A 17,529-nucleotide genomic window follows, 5' to 3' on the forward strand; every position below is an offset into this window, starting at 1 on the left:
CGCCGGTCACTCCGACGCGGCGGACAGCAGGCGCGGCTCGATCCGGGTCTCCCGGACGGTGCCGTCCTCGGCGCGGACCAGCTCGTACGCGGCCACGCCGGGGCGGTCCGCCACCGCCTCGGCCAGCCGGGTGCCCCGGTAGATCAGGCCCACCCCGTCGTCGGTGCAGTGGCTCGCCGGCAGCGTGCCGTCGGCGACCAGCCGGTGCATCAGCGGGCGGCGCTGCTCCTCGCTGTTGTAGTGCACGCCGTTGCCGTACGGAAGCCAGCCCAGCCCTTCGGTGAAGGGCCGCAGCGCCGGGCCGTAGCTGTCGGTGGCGCCGCCGGCGTGCCAGCAGATCGAGCCGGCGGACACTCCGGCGAGCACCACTCCGGCCTGCCAGCACTCGTGCAGGATCTCCGGCCGGCCGTGCACCCGCCAGACCGCGCAGAGGTTCGCCACGCTGCCGCCGCCGACCCAGACGATGTCCTGCGCGAGCAGGTGCGCGCGGACGTCCTCGACGTTGGGCATCGGGTAGAGCGCCAGGTGGGAGGCCCGGAACCGGGTGCCGGCGAACGCGCCGTAGAAGACGGTGAACCCGGTCGGCTGGTCGCCGGTGGCCTGGCCGAGGTAGCAGACGCGGGCCCCGTCACCGGCCCCGGCCAGTTCGGCCATCAGGTCGAACAGGGCGCTGGGCCGTGCGTCCCAGGGGCCACGGCGACGGCCGGCGAAACCCATGCTGGTGGCGACGATCGTCGGTTCGGCGGCGGGCATGGGCGTCCTTCCAGGCGGTGACGGCGCCGATCATTGTGCCGGATCCGCAGGCCCCGCCTCGGCCGCCGCGAGCAGCGCGCGCAGCAGGTCGGCCAGGCGATCCCGGTCGGCGGGGGGCAGCGCGTCGAGGATCCGGCGCTGCACCGCGAGCCCGGCCTCGGCGGACTCCTCCACCACCCGGCGGCCGGTGTCGGTGAGGGTGACCCGCAGCGCGCGCCGGTCGGCCGGGTCCGGCGAGCGCCGTACCAGGCCCGCGCGTTCGAGGCGGTCGAGCCGCCCGGTCATGCCGCCGGAGGTGAGCATCAGCGAGGCGGCGAGCGCCTTCGGCGCCAGCGTGTACGGCGATCCGGAGCGCCGCAGCGCGGCCAGCACGTCGAACTCGCCCCGGCCGATGCCCCAGCCCGCGTACACCTTCTCCTGGTCGTCGCCGACCAGCCGGGCCAGCCGGTAGATGCGGCCGAACACGGCCATCGGCTCGGGCCGCATCTCGGGCCGTTCCCGCCGCCACTGCTCGACGATCGCGTCCACCTCGTCGCCTGTCACGGCTGCCGATTGTGCCGCACGTCCCACTTCCCCTTTTCGCTCGGGCCTGATTAGCTTACCGCTAAGATACTTAGGGACGAGAAAGAGGCTGACATGAACCCCCGCTGGACCGACGCCGCGCTCACCGCCGCCGCACCGACCACCTGGGGCACCACCTACCTGGTCACCGCCGAACTCCTTCCCCCGGACCGGCCGCTCTGGGCCGGGGCGATCCGCGCCCTCCCAGCCGGGCTGCTGCTACTCGCCCTGACCCGCCGACGACCTCACGCCCACTGGTGGGGTCGAGCCGCAGTGCTCGGCGCGCTGAACATCGGGGTGTTCTTCCCGCTGCTGTTCCTCGCCGCGTACCGGCTCCCCGGCGGCACCGCCGCCGTCCTCGGCGCCGCGCAGCCACTTCTGGTGGCGGTCCTGACCGTCGCGCTGCTCCGCGACCGCCCCACCCGGCCCGCGCTGGTCGCCGCCGTGGCCGCCCCGCTCGGCGTGGCCCTCGTGGTGCTGCGCCCGGGCGCCGGCCTCGACCCGCTCGGCGTCGCCGCCGGGCTGGCCGGGGCCGTGGCGATGGCCGCCGGGCTGGTGCTCACCCGCCGCTGGGGCCGGCCCCCCGGAGCGGGCGTCCTCGCCGCGACGAGCTGGCAGCTCGTCGCCGGAGGCCTGATGATCGTGCCGGTCGCCGCCGCCGTCGAGGGCGCACCGCCCGTGCCCGACGGGCCGGCCCTTCTCGGGTACGCGTGGCTCGGGCTGGCCGGCACCGCGCTGGCATACGTGCTGTGGTTCCGGGGCGCGGCGCGACTGCCGGTGTCCCGCGTGTCGGTGCTCGGCGCGTTGAGCCCGCTCACCGCGGCGGCGCTCGGCTGGGCGGTGCTCGGCCAGGCACTCGACCCGGTCCAGCTCACCGGTTTCGCGGTGGCAGTGGGGGCCATGGTGCTCGCCCAGATGCCGGACCGGTCGTCGCGCCCGCAGCCGGGCGGCGACGCGTACGCCCCGACGGCGACCGGCACCCGGGCCGACTCGGACGGCCAGGCGGCGGCACTGGCCGGCCTTGGGCCTGGCGGCGGGACAGCGGCCGGGTGGCGGCGGGGTCAGCCGGCCCGCAGCCGCCGCCAGTCGTCCGGCCAACCGTCGGCGGCGACGCCCTCGGGCAGCACACCGGCCGGTAGCTGCGCCGCGGCCGCGAGCGGCAGCGTGAACCGGTGCGCGGCGGCGGGACCGGCCGCGTACGACCGGTCGAGCAGCCAGCGCACCTCGTCGGCGGTCCAGCCCAGGCCGGAGCGGGCGGCGATCTCGCGGACCAGCCGCAGGCCGACCCGGGTGTCGTCGTCGTAGAAGCGCATGCACCAGTGGTGCGCCCACATGCCGAGCGCGCGCAGCCCGTCCGGGTCGAGGGAGCCGGCCAGCCGCCCGCAGGCGGTATCCGCGAAGGGGCGACCGGGGTCACCGGCCCGGTCGCGCTCGATCGCGCCGTACGCGGCCGGCGCCACCACCCGCATCCGCTCGTAGAAGCCCTCCACCACCGCGGCGTCCAACGGTGCTCGCCCCGGTCGCATCAGCGGACACCCCGCCCGGCCACGCTCGCCATGCCCCGCACCTCTTCTTGAGTTGGTGGCGGGACGCTACCGACCACTTACGACACTTTCTCGGATCCGTCGGCAATGATCCACGCCACCTCGGCGGAGTGGCGGTGTCCCGGGGCCCGGAATGCCGCCACTTCCCCGAGCTGGGGCGACTGCCGCACGTCATGTCCGAATCCCGCCAGCCGAGCCCGGGAGCTGCGAGGCAGGATCGTGGCATGGACCTGGACTTCGAGCGGTGCTACCGAGCCGTCGACAGCCGCGACCCGCGGTTCGACGGCTGGTTCTACACCGGCGTAACGTCGACCGGGATCTACTGCCGGCCGTCCTGTCCGGCGATGACGCCGAAGCGGCAGAACGTCCGGTTCTTCCCGTCCGCCGCCGCGGCCCAGGGGGCCGGGCTGCGGGCGTGCCGCCGGTGCCGGCCGGACGCGGCACCGGGCTCACCCCAGTGGGACGTCCGGGCCGACCTGGTCGGCCGCGCCATGCGCCTGATCGCCGACGGCGTGGTGGACCGGGACGGGGTGCCGGGGCTGGCCACCCGGCTGGGCTACACCGAGCGACACCTGCACCGGATGCTCCGGGCCGAGCTGGGCGCCGGCCCGCTGGCACTGGCCCGGGCCCAGCGCGCGCAGACCGCCCGGATCCTGATCGAGACGACCGGCCTCGGCCTGGCCGAGGTGGCCTTCGCCGCCGGGTTCGGCAGCGTCCGGCAGTTCAACGACACGGTCCGCGAGGTCTACGGCGGCACCCCGTCCGAGCTGCGGGCCGGCCGGCGTGGCCCGGCGGCGACCACCGGGGCGGGCACGCTCTCGCTGCGGCTGGCATACCGGCCCCCGCTGCACGCGGGCGCCCTGCTGGACTTCCTCGCGCTGCGCGCGCTACCCGGCGTCGAGGTGGTCCGCGACGGCACCTACCACCGGGGGCTGCGCCTGCCGCACGGTCCCGCCACGGTGGCGCTGACCCCCACCGACGGCCACATCGACGCCACGCTGCGGCTGGCCGACATGCGCGACCTGGCTCCCGCGGTGGCCCGCTGCCGCCGCCTGCTCGACCTGGACGCCGACCCGGTCGCGGTGGACGCCACCCTGGCCGCCGACCCGGCACTGGCCCCGGCCGTCGCGACCGAGCCCGGCGTCCGGCTGCCGCACGCGGTCGACGGTTTCGAGCTGGCCGTCCGCGCCGTCACCACCCAGCAGGTCTCGCTGACCTCGGCACGAACCACGCTCACCCGCCTGCTCGCCGCCACCCGGACCGCGAGCGGGGCGGGTGCCGACGACCCGGCGGACGGCCTGGTGGCGTTCCCCGGCCCGGCGGAGGTGCTCGCGGCGCCCGACACGGCGTTCCGGATGCCGGCGGCACGCCGCGAGACGATCCGGGCACTGGCCAGCGCGGTCGCCGACGGCGAACTCGACCTGGAACCCGGGGGCGACCGGGAGGAGGCGGTCCGGCTCCTGGCCGCGGTGCCCGGCGTCGGCCCGTGGACCACCGGCTACCTGGCCATGCGCGCACTCGGCGACCCCGATGTCGCCCTCACCACCGACCTGGGCGTACGCCGCGGCGCAGCAACGCTCGGCCTGTCCGACGACCCGAAGGCCCTGTCCGCGTACGCCGACCGCTGGCGCCCCTGGCGGTCGTACGCGACCATCCGACTCTGGAGAGCAGCATGAGCACTGTGGACAGCACCGTCATCGACACCCCCGCCGGCCCGCTGAGCGTGCTCGCCGGCCCGACCGGGGCGGTACGCGCGGCGGGCTTCACCGCCGACCCGGCGGTCCTGCTGCCGTTGATCCACCCGAGCCTGCGCGGCGAACTGCGGGCACGGGCCGACCTCGGTCCGGTGACCGCCGCCGTCCGGGCCTACCTGGACGGTGACCTGGCCGCGATCGACGCGGTGCCGGTCGAGCAGCACAGCGGCGGCCTCTTTCTGACGCACGCCTGGCAGGTGCTGCGCGACGTGAAGCCCGGCGACCCGGTCACCTACACCGGGTTCGCCGCGCTGGCCGGGCGACCGGCGGCGATCCGGGCCGCCGCGGCGGCCTGCGCGCGCAACGCCGCCGCACTGTTCGTGCCCTGCCACCGGGTGCTGCGCACCGACGGCTCGCTCGGCGGATACCGCTGGGGACTGGACGTGAAGAAGTGGCTTCTCGGGCATGAGGGACGGGTGACGGCTAGCTGACAGCCGGACTGTCACCCCCGGCGGCTACCGTCGGGTAGTGCCCGCGTCCAGCGACGGCAACCCCGCGGCGCATATCGACGCCCGGTCCCAGCCGCTGCGCAACCTCTGGCGGCTGCGGCCCTACCTGCGCCCGTACGCGATGGAGTTCGCCTGGCTGCTGATCGCGGCGCTGGCCGCCACCGCAGCCAGCCTGGCCGTTCCGCTGGTGGTGCAGCGGGTGGTCGACGGGCCGGTGGCCCGGCACGACGAGGCCGGGCTGATCCGGCTCGGCGCCCTGGCGCTGCTGCTCGGCGTGGCCGAGGCGGTCCTCATCTTCATCCGCCGCTGGACGCAGTCGTCGTCCTCGGTGGGCATGGAGGCCGCCATCCGCGCCGACATCTACGCCCACCTGCAACGCCTTCCGGCCGGCTTCCACGACCGCTGGCAGTCCGGCCAGTTGCTGTCCCGGATCACCAGCGACCTCTCGGTGATCCGGCGGTTCCTCTCCTTCGGGCTGCTGTTCCTGGTTCTCAACCTGGTCACCTACGCGGCGGTGGTGGCGCTGCTGATCCGGCTGCACCAGTGGCTGGGGCTGCTGGTCGCGGCGAGCGCCGTACCGCTGTTCCTGATCAGCCGGCGCTTCGCGCGCCACTACCACGCGGCGTCGCGCCGCATGCAGGACCAGCAGGGCGACGTCGCCACGCTGGTCGAGGAGACCGCGCTGGGGTTGCGCACCATGCGGGCGTACGGGCGCGGGCCGGAACTGGCGGCCCGGTTCGCCGTCGGCGCGCGCCGGCTGCACGACACCGGGATCGGCAAGGCCCGGCTGCTGGCGCGTACCTCCGCGCTGTTCGACCTGGTGCCCAACCTGACGCTCGGCGCGGTCCTGGTGGCCGGCGCCGCGGCGGTCGCCGACGGCGTGCTCTCCATCGGAGAACTGGTCGCGTTCGTCAGTCTCCAGCTCATGCTGATCTGGCCGGTGCAGTCACTGGGCTGGATCATCGCCAACGGCCAGGAGGCCGCGACCGCCGCCGACCGGATCCAGGAGGTCCTGGACACGCCGCCGACCATCGTGGACGCACCGCACGCCCGGCCGCTCGACCGGGGCGAGGTGCGCGGCCGGCTCCGCTTCGAGGGGGTCGGCTTCCGCTACCCCGGCACGTCCGCGCCGGTGCTGCACGACCTGGACCTGACCGTCGAGCCGGGCGAGACGATAGCGCTGGTCGGCGCCACCGGCTGCGGCAAGAGCACGCTGCTGTCGCTCGTCCCCCGGCTGCACGAGGTCACCCGCGGCCGGATCACGCTCGACGGGCACGACGTGCGTGACCTGAGGCTGGAGTCGTTGCGCCGGCTGGTCGCCGTGGCGTTCGAGGAGCCGACGCTGTTCTCCATGTCGATCTGGGAGAACCTCACGCTGGGCCGTCCGGACGCGAGCGAGGACGAGGTCCGGGCCGCGCTGACGCTGGCCCAGGCGGAGTTCGCGTACGAGCTGCCCTGGGAGCTGGCCACCCGGGTCGGTGAGCAGGGGCTGTCGCTGTCCGGCGGCCAGCGGCAGCGCCTCGCGCTGGCGCGTGCGGTGCTCGGCCGGCCCGCGGTGCTGGTACTCGACGACCCGCTCTCCGCACTCGACGTGCACACCGAGGCGCTCGTCGAGGCGGCCCTGCGCCGGGTGCTGCGGGACACCGCCACCACGACCCTGCTGGTGGCGCACCGCCCCTCCACGGTGGCCCTGGCGGACCGGGTGGCGCTGCTCGACGACGGCCGGATCGCCGCCGTCGGCACCCACTCTGAGCTGCTGGCCCGCGTACCCGCCTACCGGGCGGTGCTCTCCGCCGAACCGGAGCGCCGGAGCGACGGCGTCGGCCTGGTGCTGTCGTGACCGGCCGCGCGCCGCGAGTGCCCCGGCCCCGCGACGCGCCGAACGGCTCCGGCACGACCGGCGCGCGCGGTGGCAGCGGTGACCCGGCCCCACCGGACGGCCACGCGACGACCGGCACTCGCCACGGCGGCGGTGAGGATCTGTCCCGCTGGCGGGGACGGGCCACCGATCCGGACGCCGACCGCAGCCGGGCGGAGGACTCGTCCCCCGCGGCGGTGACCCGGCTGCGTGCCCGCAGCCGGCTCCTGCTGCGGCGACTGCTGCGCCCGCACCACCGGGCGCTCGGGCTGGCGGTGGCGTTGCTGCTGGCCCAGAACGCCGCCGCGATGTCCGGGCCGTACCTGGTCATGCTCGGCATCGACCGGGGCATCGGGCCGCTGCGGGGCGGTGACCCCGGCCCGCTGATCGCCGTCGCCGCCGCGTTCGTGGTCGCCACCGCTGTCGAGTACGCGGCCCGGCGCGCGTTCCTCACCCTCGCCGCCCGGATCGGCCAGGCCGTCCTGCTGGACCTGCGCCGCCGGGTGTACGGGCACTTCCTCCGCCTCGACGTCGGGTTCCACGAGCGCTACACGTCCGGGCGGATGGTGTCCCGGCTGACCAGCGACCTGGAGTCGATCGCCGAGCTGGTCGACGGCGGCATCGACAAGCTGGTGATGGCCGGGTTGTCAGTGCTGTCGGTGGCGGGCATCCTGCTCTGGCTGGACCTGCCACTGGCCGCGGTGACGCTGCTCGCGTTCCCGTTCCTGTTCGTGCTGTCGCGCTGGTTCGCCCGCGCCTCGGCCGGGGCGTACCGGCGCACCCGGGAGGCGGTGGCGCTGGTCATCGTGCACTTCGTCGAGTCGCTGCGCGGCATCCGGGCCGTGCAGGCGTACCGGCGCGAGGACCGCAACGACCGCATCTTCGCCACCGTGAACGACGACTACCGGCGCTCCAGCCTGCGCGCGTTCCGGCTGATCGCGATCTACTCGCCGGGCATCCGGCTGATCGGCAACCTGACCACGGCGGTGGTGCTCGGGTACGGCGGGTGGCGGGTACTGGGCGGCGGCGTGGAGGTGGGCGTGCTCGCCGCGTTCCTGCTCTACCTGCGCCGGTTCTTCGAGCCGATGGAGGAGCTGAGCCAGTTCTACAACTCACTCCAGTCGGCGACCGCCGCACTGGAGAAGCTGGCCGGGGTGCTGGACGAGCGGCCCGCGGTGGCCGAACCGGAGCGGCCGGTGCCGCTGCCGGCCGGGCCGCCGCGCGGGGCGGTCACCTTCCGCGCTGTCGGCTTCGGCTACCGCCGCCGGACGCCGATCCTGTCCGGCCTGGACCTGACCGTGCCGCCCGGGCAGACCGTCGCGTTGATCGGGCCGACCGGCGCCGGGAAGTCCACGGTCGCGAAGCTGCTGGCCCGATTACACGACCCGGACGCGGGCGCGGTCCGGCTGGACGGGGTGGACCTACGCGATCTCGCCGACGCCGAGCTGCGCCGGGCGGTGGTGCTGGTGACCCAGGAGACCCACCTGTTCAGCGGATCCGTGGCCGACAACATCAGGTTCGGCCGTCCCGACGCCGACGACGAGGCGGTGGTCGCGGCCGCGCGGGCGATCGGCGCGCACGACTTCATCGCCGCGCTGCCCGACGGGTACGCCACCGACGTGCACCGCCGCGGCGGCCGGCTCTCCGCCGGGCAGCGACAGCTCGTCGCGTTCGCCCGGGCGTTCCTCGCCGACCCCCGGGTGCTGATCCTGGACGAGGCGACCTCGTCGCTCGACGTGCCCACCGAACGGCTGGTGCAGCGGGCCCTGCACAACGTGCTGCGGGACCGGACCGCGCTGGTGATCGCCCACCGGCTCTCCACTGTGGAGATCGCGGACCGGGTGCTGGTACTCGACGACGGCCGGATTGTGGAGGACGGCCCGCCGGTCGAGCTGATCGCCGCTGACGGCCGCTACGCCGCCCTGCACCGCCAGTGGCGCGACTCCCTCCTCTAGCCCTCCCTGCGCGGCGGTGGGGAAAGTCGTGGAGTGGGGCGGGCGGGCTGCCTACCATCGGCTGATGACCGACACGACGAGGAGCGCCCGCGGCGGCGTCCCCGAACGTCCGAGCCTGGACGGCCTCGAGGAGACCTGGGCCCGCCGCTGGCAGTCCGACGGCACGTACGCGTTCGACCGCACGAAGGGGCGGCCGGACGTATACGCGATCGACACGCCGCCGCCGACCGTGTCGGGCGAGCTGCACATGGGGCACGTCTTCTCGTACACCCACACCGACACGGTGGCCCGGTTCCAGCGGATGCGCGGGCGCACCGTCTTCTACCCGATGGGCTGGGACGACAACGGCCTGCCCACCGAACGCCGGGTGCAGAACGTCTACGGCGTGCGTCCCGATCCGGCACTGCCGTACGACAGGGACTGGCGCCCGCCCGCCGCGCCGGTGGACGACGCGGCCCGGAAGAACCCGACGGCGATCTCCCGGCGCAACTTCATCGAGCTGTGCGAACTGCTCACTGTCGAGGACGAGAAGGCGTTCGAGGCGCTGTGGCGGCGGCTCGGGCTGTCCGTGGACTGGTCGCTGACGTACACCACGATCGGGTCGGTGGCCCGCGCCGCCAGCCAGCGCGCGTTCCTGCGCAACCTGGCGCGGGGCGAGGCGTACCAGGCCGAGGCGCCGACGCTGTGGGACGTCGGGTACGGCACCGCCGTCGCGCAGGCGGAGCTGGAGGACCGGGAGCGGCCCGGCGCGTACCACCGGCTGCGGTTCACCGGCCCGGACGGCCGCGAGGTGCTGATCGACACCACCCGGCCGGAGCTGCTGCCGGCCTGCGTGGCGCTCGTCTGCCACCCGGGCGACGAGCGGTACGCGGACCTGGTCGGCGCGGCTGCGCGTACCCCGGTCTTCGGGGTCGAGGTGCCGGTGCGCGCGCACCCGCTGGCGGACCCGGCCAAGGGCACGGGCATCGCGATGGTCTGCACCTTCGGTGACCTGAGCGACGTGACCTGGTGGCGTGAGCTGCGGTTGGACACCCGCGTGGTGATCGGCCGGGACGGACGCCTGCTGCCGGAGCCGCCGGCCGGCGTGCCGGCGGAGCCCTACGCGGCGCTGGCCGGGCAGACCGTCAACGGCGCCCGACGGACGCTCGTGGAGCTGCTGGCCGACGCGGGCGACCTGGCCGGTGAGCCGCGGCCGATCACCCACCCGGTGAAGTTCTACGAGCGCGGCGACCGGCCGCTGGAGATCGTCTCGACCCGGCAGTGGTATCTGCGCAACGGCGGACGGGACGCCGGCCTGCGCGAGGAGCTGCTGGCCCGGGGGCGGGAGCTGCGCTGGGTGCCGGAGCACATGCGGCACCGGTACGAGCACTGGGTGGGCGGTCTCACCGGTGACTGGCTGGTCAGCCGGCAGCGGTTCTTCGGCGTGCCGGTGCCGGTGTGGTACCGGCTCGACGACGCTGGCGAGCCGGACTGGTCCCACCCTCTCACACCGGACGAGGCGATGCTCCCGATCGATCCGACGAGCGAGCCGCCGCCCGGATACGAGGAGTCGCAGCGCGGCGAGCCGGGCGGTTTCACCGGCGACCCGGACGTGCTGGACACCTGGGCCACCTCGTCGCTGACCCCGCAGATCGTCGGCGGCTGGGAGACGGACCCGGACCTGTTCGCCCGGGTCTTCCCGATGGACCTGCGCCCGCAGGGACACGACATCATCCGGACCTGGCTGTTCGCCACGGTGGCCCGGTCCCACCTGGAGCACGGCGCGCTGCCGTGGCACACCGCGGTGCTGTCCGGCTGGATCCTCGACCCGGACCGCAAGAAGATGTCGAAGTCCAAGGGCAACGTGGTCACGCCGGTGGCGCTGCTGGAGCGCAACGGGTCCGACGCGGTCCGCTACTGGGCCGCCAACGGCAAGCCGGGCATGGACCTCGCCTTCGACCCGGCCCAGGTCAAGGTGGGCCGCCGGCTGGCCACCAAGCTGCTCAACGCGTCGCGGTTCGCGCTCGGTCTGGGCGCCGCCGACGCGCTGCGGGCCGCGGCGACACAACCGCTGGACACCGCGATGCTCGCCGAACTGTCCGGCGTGGTCGCGACCGCGACCACCGCCTTCGACGGGTACGACCACACGGCCGCGCTGATGGCCACCGAGGCGTTCTTCTGGCGGTTCTGCGACGACTACATCGAGCTGGTGAAGGAACGCGCCTACGGCACCGGGCCGGCGGCCGACTCGGCCCGGGCGGCGCTGGCGACCGCGTTGTCGGTGCAGTTGCGCCTGTTCGCGCCGGTGCTGCCGTTCGTCACCGAGGAGGTCTGGTCGTGGTGGCGGTACGGGTCGGTGCACCGCTCCACCTGGCCCACCACGTACGAGGTGGGCCGCGCCATGGAGGCGCCGGGTGACCCGGAGCTGCTGCGGCTGGCCGCGGACGCGCTGGGTCAGGTGCGCCGCGCCAAGTCGGAGCGGAAGCTGTCGATGAAGGCGGACGTGCCGCTGGCCGAGGCGCTCGGACCGGCGGCGGTGCTCGACCAGCTCGGCACCGTCGCCGACGACCTGCGGGCGGCGGGCCGGATCGCGAAGCTGGACCTGCTGCCCGACCGCACCACCGAACTGGTCGTCGCCTGCGCGTTCTGACCACCCCCGGGGTGTAAGGAAGGGCCCCTTATTAACGCCTGGCGTTGTAGAAGGGGCCCTTCTTAACAACCCGAAGGGCCGGCCGGGCCGGCCCTTCGGGGTGCATGCCTCAGTCGGCGGCGCAGGCCGCCTTGAGCTTGTCCCGGGCGGTGGTGAGATCCGCCTTGCTCGGCGCCTTGCCCGGTGCCTTGGCCCAGCTGTCGGCGAGGTCGGTCATGGCGGTGGCGACCCCCTTCACCGCGCCGTTCACCTCGTCGCTACCGGTGAAGGCGTGCGTGTAGAGCGTGGCCGCGCCGGCCGAGTACTGGGCGCTGACCGCCGAATGGCCGGCCGGCGGGCCGATCTTCTCCGCCTCGGCCACCTCCTTGAGGGCGGCCGAGATGTCCTTCTCCGCCGTCGCGCAGGTCTTCCGGGTCGCCTCGTCGAGGCCCGCCGGCGCCGGGGTCACCGGCGGCACGGACGTGGCGGCGGGGGCGGAGGGCGCCGCCGGGCCGGCGGACGGCCTGTCGTCCCCGTCGCCGCAGCCGGACATGACGAGCATCGCCACCGCGGCCGGAGCCAGCAGGGCGAGTCGAGCTGAACGCACAGTGTTCTCCCCGTGTCGGTGTTCCTAGCCGCCGCAAACTAGCAGACCGGACACCGCGGGGCGGAACCCGTTTTCCGGCGTTCGCGCCGGAAAACGGGCCCGCATCCGGTTCAGCTCGTCTCGCCGGCCACGCTGAACGAGCGCAGGCGGTCGATCGCCAGCACCGTGAACCCGACCGCCACCAGGGCGGTGAGCACCGCCGCGACCGGCACCGAGACGGTGGTGCCGAGCAGCGGCGTCGGCGCCATCCGGTCGGTCAGGGCGATCACCCACTGCTGGATCGACAGCACCCGGGTGCCGCTGACGAACCGGCCCAGCAGCCCTTCCCAGATCAGCACGTAGACCAGGCCGAGCAGCACCGGCCGCCGGGTCACCAGGCTCAGTGCCAGGAACAGCGCCGAGTACGCCAGCGCGCCCGCCGCCGAGGCGGCGACCAGCGCGAGTCCGAGGCGTACCGAATCGGCGAGCACGCCCGCGACGTAGATCGGGACGCCGACGGTGACCGCTGTGACGCCGGCCGCGACCGCCAGCTTCGGCAGCACGATCTGCCAGCGCGGCAGCGGCTTGGTGAGGATGTGCACGACGGTGCCGTCGTCGATCTCCGCGCCGAGCACGCCGGTGCCCACGATCAGCGCCACCACCGGCAGCACCACCGCGAGCCCGAGGCCGACGAGCACCGGCGGGCCCCACTCGCCGGGGTCGACGCCGAGCGACCGGCACAGCACCGCCAGGCCGATCAGGACCAGCGGCAACGGCAGGAGCATGAGGAACCGGCTCCGGCCGAACAGGCCGCGCGCGGTGATCCAGGTGACTGTCGACATCATGCCTCCACCAGATACGAGAAGACGCTCTCCAGCGACTCGTCCTCCGGCAGGAGCTGCCGGACCCGGATGCCGTGCCGGAGCGCGATCCGGGGCAGTGCCCGGGTGAACGCGCCGTAGTCACCGGCCTTGACCGTCAGGCCGGTACGGTCCAGCTCGACGCCGGAGACCGACGCCTCGGCCATCAGCGCCACCGCCAGCGCCCGGTCGTCGGTGGAGCGGACCGCGAACACGTGCGGCCGGTTGGTCATCAGGCGGCGGATGGTCCGGTAGTCGCCGGAGGCGGCGAGCCGGCCGGCCACCATCACCTGGACCGTGCCGGAGACCTGCTCGACCTCCTCCAGGATGTGCGAGCTGAACAGGATGGTCCGTCCCGCGTCGCCGAGGCGGTGCAGCAGCGCCATCATGTGCAGCCGCTGGCGCGGGTCCATCCCGTTGAACGGCTCGTCGAGCAGCAGCACCTGCGGGTCGTGCACGAGCGCGGCGGCGACCCGGGTGCGCTGCCGCATGCCCTTGGAGTAGGTGCCGATCCGCCGGGTCTGCGCGTCCTCCATCTCGACCAGCTCGATCGCCCGCCGGGTGGCCGCCTCCGGGTCGGGCAGCCGGTGCAGCTTGGCGCTGGCGAGCACGAACTCGTACGCGCTGAGGAACGTGTGCACCGCCTCGCGCTCGCTGACCAGGCCGAGGCGCCGGTAGACGGCGGGGTTGCGCCAGGTCGGCTCCCCGTCCAGCGTCACGGTGCCGCGCGACGGGGACAGGAAGCCCGCCATCATGTGCAGCAGCGTGGTCTTCCCGGCGCCGTTGGGACCGAGCAGGCCGGTCACGCCGGGGCCGAGCCGCATGGTGACGTCGTTGACCGCCACCACGTTGCCGTACCAGCGGGAGACGCCCGCCAGGTCGAGCGTGCTCGTCGCGGCGGCGGGCGCGCCGGCCGTCGCCTGGGTGCTGATCGCCGTCATCGGGCGGCCACCTTCCGGTATCGCAGGAGCAGCAGGCCGACGCAGCCGGCGACCAGCAGAACGGCGGCCACGGCGTAGACCGGCCCGAAGTCGCCGATCGGCATGCCGCCCCGTCCCTGGGTCAGCCGGTCACCGAGCGCCCAGTTGCCCACGCCGCCGACGAGCGTCGGCGGGGAGGCGACGAAGGCCAGCTCGTTGATCGTCTGCGAGGGCAGGATGGACAGCACGCCGACCACCGGCGTGGTCATCAGGAAGACCGCCACGATGCCGCCGGCGGCGAACGCGCGCTTGCCGGTGAGCGAGGCGACAAGCAGGGCGATCGAGGCGAACACCACCGCCCAGAGCCCGGCGTAGAGCAGCCCGGGCAGCAGGTCGAGCAGCTCGTCCCACACCCCGCGTACGCCCCGGTTCGTGGTGAACGCGGCGCCGAGGAACATCACCAGCTGCGGGCCGCCGAGCAGCAGCCACAGCGCGGTGACGAGCGCCAGCAGTTTGGACAGCGCGTAGTCGCCGCGCGGCAGCGGGCGGGAGAAGTACAGCGGCAGCACGCCGCTGCGCAGGTCGCGGGAGACCAGCTCGGCGCGGCCACCGCGGCGAAGAAGATGACCAGCCAGCTCATCGCGTCGGCGAACTGGGCGTACGTCATCACCACCTCGCCGATCTGGCTGCGCACCGCGGTGACCCCGGCGGCCACCACCGTCACCACGGAGACGACCAGCCACGGGAAGATCTTGGCCTTGGCGCTGCGGCCCAGCCCGAAGACGGTACGCACGCCGTGCAGGTAGAGCGCGCCGAAGACCTGCCGGCGGCCGAGCCGCGGACCGGTGTAGCGCTGGTAGCCGATGTCGTGGATGACCCCGGTCGCGTCAGACATGGCTGGGCTCCCTCGCGGCGAAGAGTTCGGCCACCCGGTGCCGCCGCTGGTCCAGCCGGTGCAGCGGCAGGTCCAGCTCGGCGACCGCGCCGAGGATCTGGTCGTAGGTGGCGTCGTCGGCGAGCGGGACGAGCAGCAGCCGCCCGTCGCGGGTCACCGGCAGGTCGAGCGCGGTGAGCCGGGCGGCCAGTTCCTCGGTGCCCTCGCTCACCTCGACGGCGAGCACGTCGGTGGCGGTGGTCATGGCGGACACCCGGTCGGCGCGCAGCAGCCGGCCGCCGTCGATGGCGACGAGCGTGTCGCAGATCCGCTCCACCTCGCCGAGCAGGTGCGAGCAGACCACCACCGAGATGCCGAACTCGGTGCCGATCCGGTGGATCAGCGCGAGCATGGCGTCCCGGCCGGCCGGGTCGAGGCCGTTCGTCGGCTCGTCGAGCAGCAGCAGGTCGGGATCGTGTACGAGCGCCTGGGCGAGCTTGACCCGCTGCTTCATGCCGGTGGAGTAGCCACCGACGGCCCGGTGCCGCTCCTCGTGCAGACCGACGTGGCGCAGCGCCTCGGAGGCCCGTTCCCGGGCGACGGTGCGCGGCAGCCCGCTGATCCGGCCCAGGTGGGTGACCAGCTCGGCGGCGGACAGGTCGGGCGGGAGGGCGTCGTGCTCGGGCATGTAGCCGACCCGGGCGCGGACCGCGGCGGGGTCGGAGGTGGGGTCGAGGCCGAGCACCTGCACCCGGCCGCTGGTCGGCGGGAGCAGACCCAGCAGGATCTTGATCAGAGTGGACTTGCCGGCGCCGTTCGCGCCCACCAGCCCGATGATCCCCGGCTCGACCGACACGGTGAGGTCGGCCAACGCGGTGACCCGGCCTCCGTACGTCTTGGTCAGCGACTCGGTCGCGAGCAGTGTCACGCCGTTCAGCGTAGAACTCCGGGGCCTGGCCGGAGCCTCTCCCGACCCCTGCGATCCCCTGATCCTCGGCCTTTGCGGCCCCTAGGTGGCGGGAGCGAGGTGGCGGGAGCGAGGTGGCGGGAGCGGGGTGGCGCGCTCGGCCGGTCGGCGCGCGCAGGCAGCCATTCGCACGATCGACCGGCCGGGGCCCGCCGGTAAGGATTCGGTGACCCCGGGTCGTCGTCGGCGCGGTCGCCGGACGCGCGATCACCGGGAGGCCGGGTGGCGCTCTCGACCGATCGCCGGTGGGCTGCGAAACTGTGTGCCGGCCGGTGAGTTGGGGGTTCGATGAGCAACGGATGGCTGCTGCCCGAGGACGTTCTGCGGGATGCGCCGTCGTACGCGCCCAGGCCCGCTGAGCTGGCCGATCTCCAGTTGTTGCTGAGCGGGGCGTACGCACCGCTCACCGGTTTCATGAGCCGGGCCGACCTGGCCTCGCTGAACCGGCGCGGCCGGCTGGCCGACGGCACACAGTGGCCGGTGCCGGTGACGCTCCAGGTGCCGGCGGCGCTCGCCGACGGCCTGGACCCGGCCGACCCGGCGCGCCGGGCGGTGGTGCTCACCGACGGCGAGGGCGCGCCGGTGGCGGCGATGGACGTGACCGACGTCTGGCCGGGCCGCGAGGGCATGGTGGGCGTCGGGGGCACGGTGCGCCGCCTGGGCGACGGCGGCCACGGCCCGTTCCAGCGGCTGCGACGCGGCCCCGACGAGGTACGCGGGCTGCTGCCGCCGGGCCGGGTGCTCGGCGTGTTCGCCGACCGCCCGCTGCACCGGCCGCAGCTGGCGCAGATCGCGCACGCGGCTCGTACGCTCGGCGCGCACCTGCTGGTGATGATCCCGGTAGGCGAGGAGTCGATCGGCGGCCTGCCGGCCGAGGCGCTGGTGCGCAGCGTGTTCGCCGCCCGCGACCGGATGCCCCCGGCGACGCTCGTGGCGGTGCCGCTGGCCCGGCGGCGCGACGAGATCAGCGACGCGCTGCTGCGGGCCCGGGTCGCCGCGGCGTACGGGGTGACCCACCTGCTCTCCACCGAGGGCATGCTCTCCGGCGCCGGCCTGCGCGTGCTGGTGCCTCGCGAGCTGGCCTACGACAACCGGGACGGGCAGTGGCGCTGGCGTGAGGACATCCCGCCGCGCAACCGACGGCTGGCGCTGAGCACGCGGGAGATCGACGACCTGCTGGACCGGGGGTTCCCGCTGCCCGAGTGGCACACCCCGCCTGCGGTGGCGAAGGAACTGACCCGGGCCCGCCCGCCGCGCCGGCACCGGGGTCTGGTGATCTTCCTGACCGGTCTGTCCGGCTCGGGCAAGTCGACCATCGCCCGGGGCCTGGCGGACGTGCTCCGCGAGCAGGGCGACCGCACGATCACGCTGCTCGACGGCGACGTGGTGCGGCGGGAACTCTCCGCCGGGCTGGGGTTCAGCAAGGCCGACCGGGATCTCAACGTGCGCCGGATCGGCTGGGTGGCCGCCGAGATCGCCCGGCACCGGGGCGTCGGCATCTGCTGCCCGATCGCGCCGTACGCGGCGGCGCGTGCCACCGCCCGGGAGATGGCGGCGACGGCCGGGGCGGGCTTCCTGCTGGTCCACGTGGCGACGCCGCTGGCGGTGTGTGAGCAGCGCGACCGCAAGGGCCTGTACGCCCGCGCCCGGGCCGGCCTGATCACCGGGATGACCGGCATCGACGACCCGTACGAGGAGCCCACCGACGCCGACCTGGTGGTGGACACCTCGGATCTGAGCGTCGAGGAGGCCATCGGGAAGGTGATGGAGCACCTGACCGAGACCGGCTGGGTGGAGCCCCGCCTCCAGCCCGCCTGATCTCCCGACCGCCGGGCGCGTC

General features: G+C 74.5%; 13 protein-coding genes and 2 pseudogenes. 7 read left to right on the forward strand and 8 right to left on the reverse strand.

Annotation, left to right across the window (positions count from 1 at the left end; translation table 11 throughout):
- Positions 1 to 6: 6 nt before the first annotated feature.
- On the reverse strand, positions 7 to 753 hold the full coding sequence (locus KSK32_RS06890; protein WP_216929615.1) for a peptidase E: 747 nt from the start codon (positions 751 to 753) through the stop codon (positions 7 to 9).
- Between the two features lie 30 nt (positions 754 to 783).
- Positions 784 to 1,296 (reverse strand): MarR family winged helix-turn-helix transcriptional regulator, encoded by a 513-nt coding sequence (locus tag KSK32_RS06895; protein ID WP_216929616.1) that lies wholly within the window; start codon positions 1,294 to 1,296, stop codon positions 784 to 786.
- A gap of 93 nt (positions 1,297 to 1,389) precedes the next feature.
- Between KSK32_RS06895 and KSK32_RS33225 the strand changes: the two are divergent.
- A pseudogene (locus KSK32_RS33225) lies at positions 1,390 to 2,163 on the forward strand (EamA family transporter); the annotation flags it as partial.
- 212 nt (positions 2,164 to 2,375) lie between these two features.
- Here the strand turns inward: KSK32_RS33225 and KSK32_RS33230 are convergent.
- Positions 2,376 to 2,840: a hypothetical protein gene (locus KSK32_RS33230; RefSeq protein ID WP_254186968.1), complete on the reverse strand. Its 465-nt coding sequence runs from the start codon at positions 2,838 to 2,840 to the stop codon at positions 2,376 to 2,378.
- Between the two features lie 242 nt (positions 2,841 to 3,082).
- On the opposite strand from KSK32_RS33230, the gene KSK32_RS06905 reads away from it, so the two are divergent.
- From KSK32_RS06905 to valS, 5 genes are all read left to right on the forward strand, one after another.
- A complete protein-coding gene (locus tag KSK32_RS06905; protein ID WP_216929620.1) occupies positions 3,083 to 4,534 on the forward strand; it encodes an AlkA N-terminal domain-containing protein in 1,452 nt (483 codons plus the stop codon).
- On the forward strand, positions 4,531 to 5,043 hold the full coding sequence (locus KSK32_RS06910; protein ID WP_216929622.1) for a methylated-DNA--[protein]-cysteine S-methyltransferase: 513 nt from the start codon (positions 4,531 to 4,533) through the stop codon (positions 5,041 to 5,043). Before KSK32_RS06905 ends, KSK32_RS06910 begins: the two co-directional genes overlap by 4 nt.
- A 37-nt stretch (positions 5,044 to 5,080) precedes the next feature.
- Complete coding sequence (locus KSK32_RS06915; RefSeq protein ID WP_216929624.1) at positions 5,081 to 6,901, forward strand: ABC transporter ATP-binding protein; 1,821 nt, start codon at positions 5,081 to 5,083, stop codon at positions 6,899 to 6,901.
- A gap of 140 nt (positions 6,902 to 7,041) precedes the next feature.
- A complete protein-coding gene (locus KSK32_RS06920; protein ID WP_254187613.1) occupies positions 7,042 to 8,874 on the forward strand; it encodes an ABC transporter ATP-binding protein in 1,833 nt (610 codons plus the stop codon).
- 64 nt (positions 8,875 to 8,938) lie between these two features.
- Positions 8,939 to 11,503 (forward strand): valine--tRNA ligase, encoded by a 2,565-nt coding sequence (gene valS, locus KSK32_RS06925; protein ID WP_216929629.1) that lies wholly within the window; start codon positions 8,939 to 8,941, stop codon positions 11,501 to 11,503.
- Positions 11,504 to 11,612: 109 nt separating this feature from the next.
- Here the strand turns inward: valS and KSK32_RS06930 are convergent, their stop codons facing one another.
- From KSK32_RS06930 to KSK32_RS06950, 5 genes and pseudogenes are all read right to left on the reverse strand, one after another.
- Positions 11,613 to 12,050: a hypothetical protein gene (locus tag KSK32_RS06930; RefSeq protein ID WP_216935872.1), complete on the reverse strand. Its 438-nt coding sequence runs from the start codon at positions 12,048 to 12,050 to the stop codon at positions 11,613 to 11,615.
- A gap of 149 nt (positions 12,051 to 12,199) precedes the next feature.
- Entirely contained in the window at positions 12,200 to 12,910 is a 711-nt protein-coding gene (locus KSK32_RS06935) for an ABC transporter permease subunit (protein WP_216935874.1), read from the reverse strand.
- Complete coding sequence (locus KSK32_RS06940; RefSeq protein WP_216929631.1) at positions 12,910 to 13,869, reverse strand: ABC transporter ATP-binding protein; 960 nt, start codon at positions 13,867 to 13,869, stop codon at positions 12,910 to 12,912. The genes KSK32_RS06935 and KSK32_RS06940 overlap by 1 nt, the downstream gene beginning before the upstream one ends.
- Positions 13,866 to 14,743: pseudogene (locus tag KSK32_RS06945) on the reverse strand (ABC transporter permease). The gene KSK32_RS06940 and the pseudogene KSK32_RS06945 overlap by 4 nt, the downstream one beginning before the upstream one ends.
- Complete coding sequence (locus KSK32_RS06950; protein WP_216929633.1) at positions 14,736 to 15,650, reverse strand: ABC transporter ATP-binding protein; 915 nt, start codon at positions 15,648 to 15,650, stop codon at positions 14,736 to 14,738. The pseudogene KSK32_RS06945 and the gene KSK32_RS06950 overlap by 8 nt, the downstream one beginning before the upstream one ends.
- Positions 15,651 to 15,977: 327 nt before the next feature.
- Here KSK32_RS06950 and cysC point away from each other — a divergent pair, with 327 nt between their 5' ends.
- The gene (gene cysC, locus KSK32_RS06955; protein ID WP_216929634.1) at positions 15,978 to 17,507 is read left to right on the forward strand and encodes an adenylyl-sulfate kinase; all 1,530 of its coding nucleotides are present in this window, start codon (positions 15,978 to 15,980) and stop codon (positions 17,505 to 17,507) included.
- Positions 17,508 to 17,529 lie beyond the last annotated feature (22 nt).

The organism is Micromonospora sp. WMMB482, assembly GCF_019038635.1.
Classification (GTDB): domain Bacteria; phylum Actinomycetota; class Actinomycetes; order Mycobacteriales; family Micromonosporaceae; genus Micromonospora; species Micromonospora marina.

Coding starts and splice junctions, on each gene's coding strand:
- KSK32_RS06940 (WP_216929631.1), bottom strand. CDS start 13,869: ATGACGGCGATCAGCACCCAGGCGACGGCCGGCGCGCCCGCCGCCGCG.
- KSK32_RS33230 (WP_254186968.1), bottom strand. CDS start 2,840: ATGCGACCGGGGCGAGCACCGTTGGACGCCGCGGTGGTGGAGGGCTTC.
- cysC (WP_216929634.1), top strand. CDS start 15,978: ATGAGCAACGGATGGCTGCTGCCCGAGGACGTTCTGCGGGATGCGCCG.
- valS (WP_216929629.1), top strand. CDS start 8,939: ATGACCGACACGACGAGGAGCGCCCGCGGCGGCGTCCCCGAACGTCCG.
- KSK32_RS06890 (WP_216929615.1), bottom strand. CDS start 753: ATGCCCGCCGCCGAACCGACGATCGTCGCCACCAGCATGGGTTTCGCC.
- KSK32_RS06910 (WP_216929622.1), top strand. CDS start 4,531: ATGAGCACTGTGGACAGCACCGTCATCGACACCCCCGCCGGCCCGCTG.
- KSK32_RS06935 (WP_216935874.1), bottom strand. CDS start 12,910: ATGTCGACAGTCACCTGGATCACCGCGCGCGGCCTGTTCGGCCGGAGC.
- KSK32_RS06905 (WP_216929620.1), top strand. CDS start 3,083: ATGGACCTGGACTTCGAGCGGTGCTACCGAGCCGTCGACAGCCGCGAC.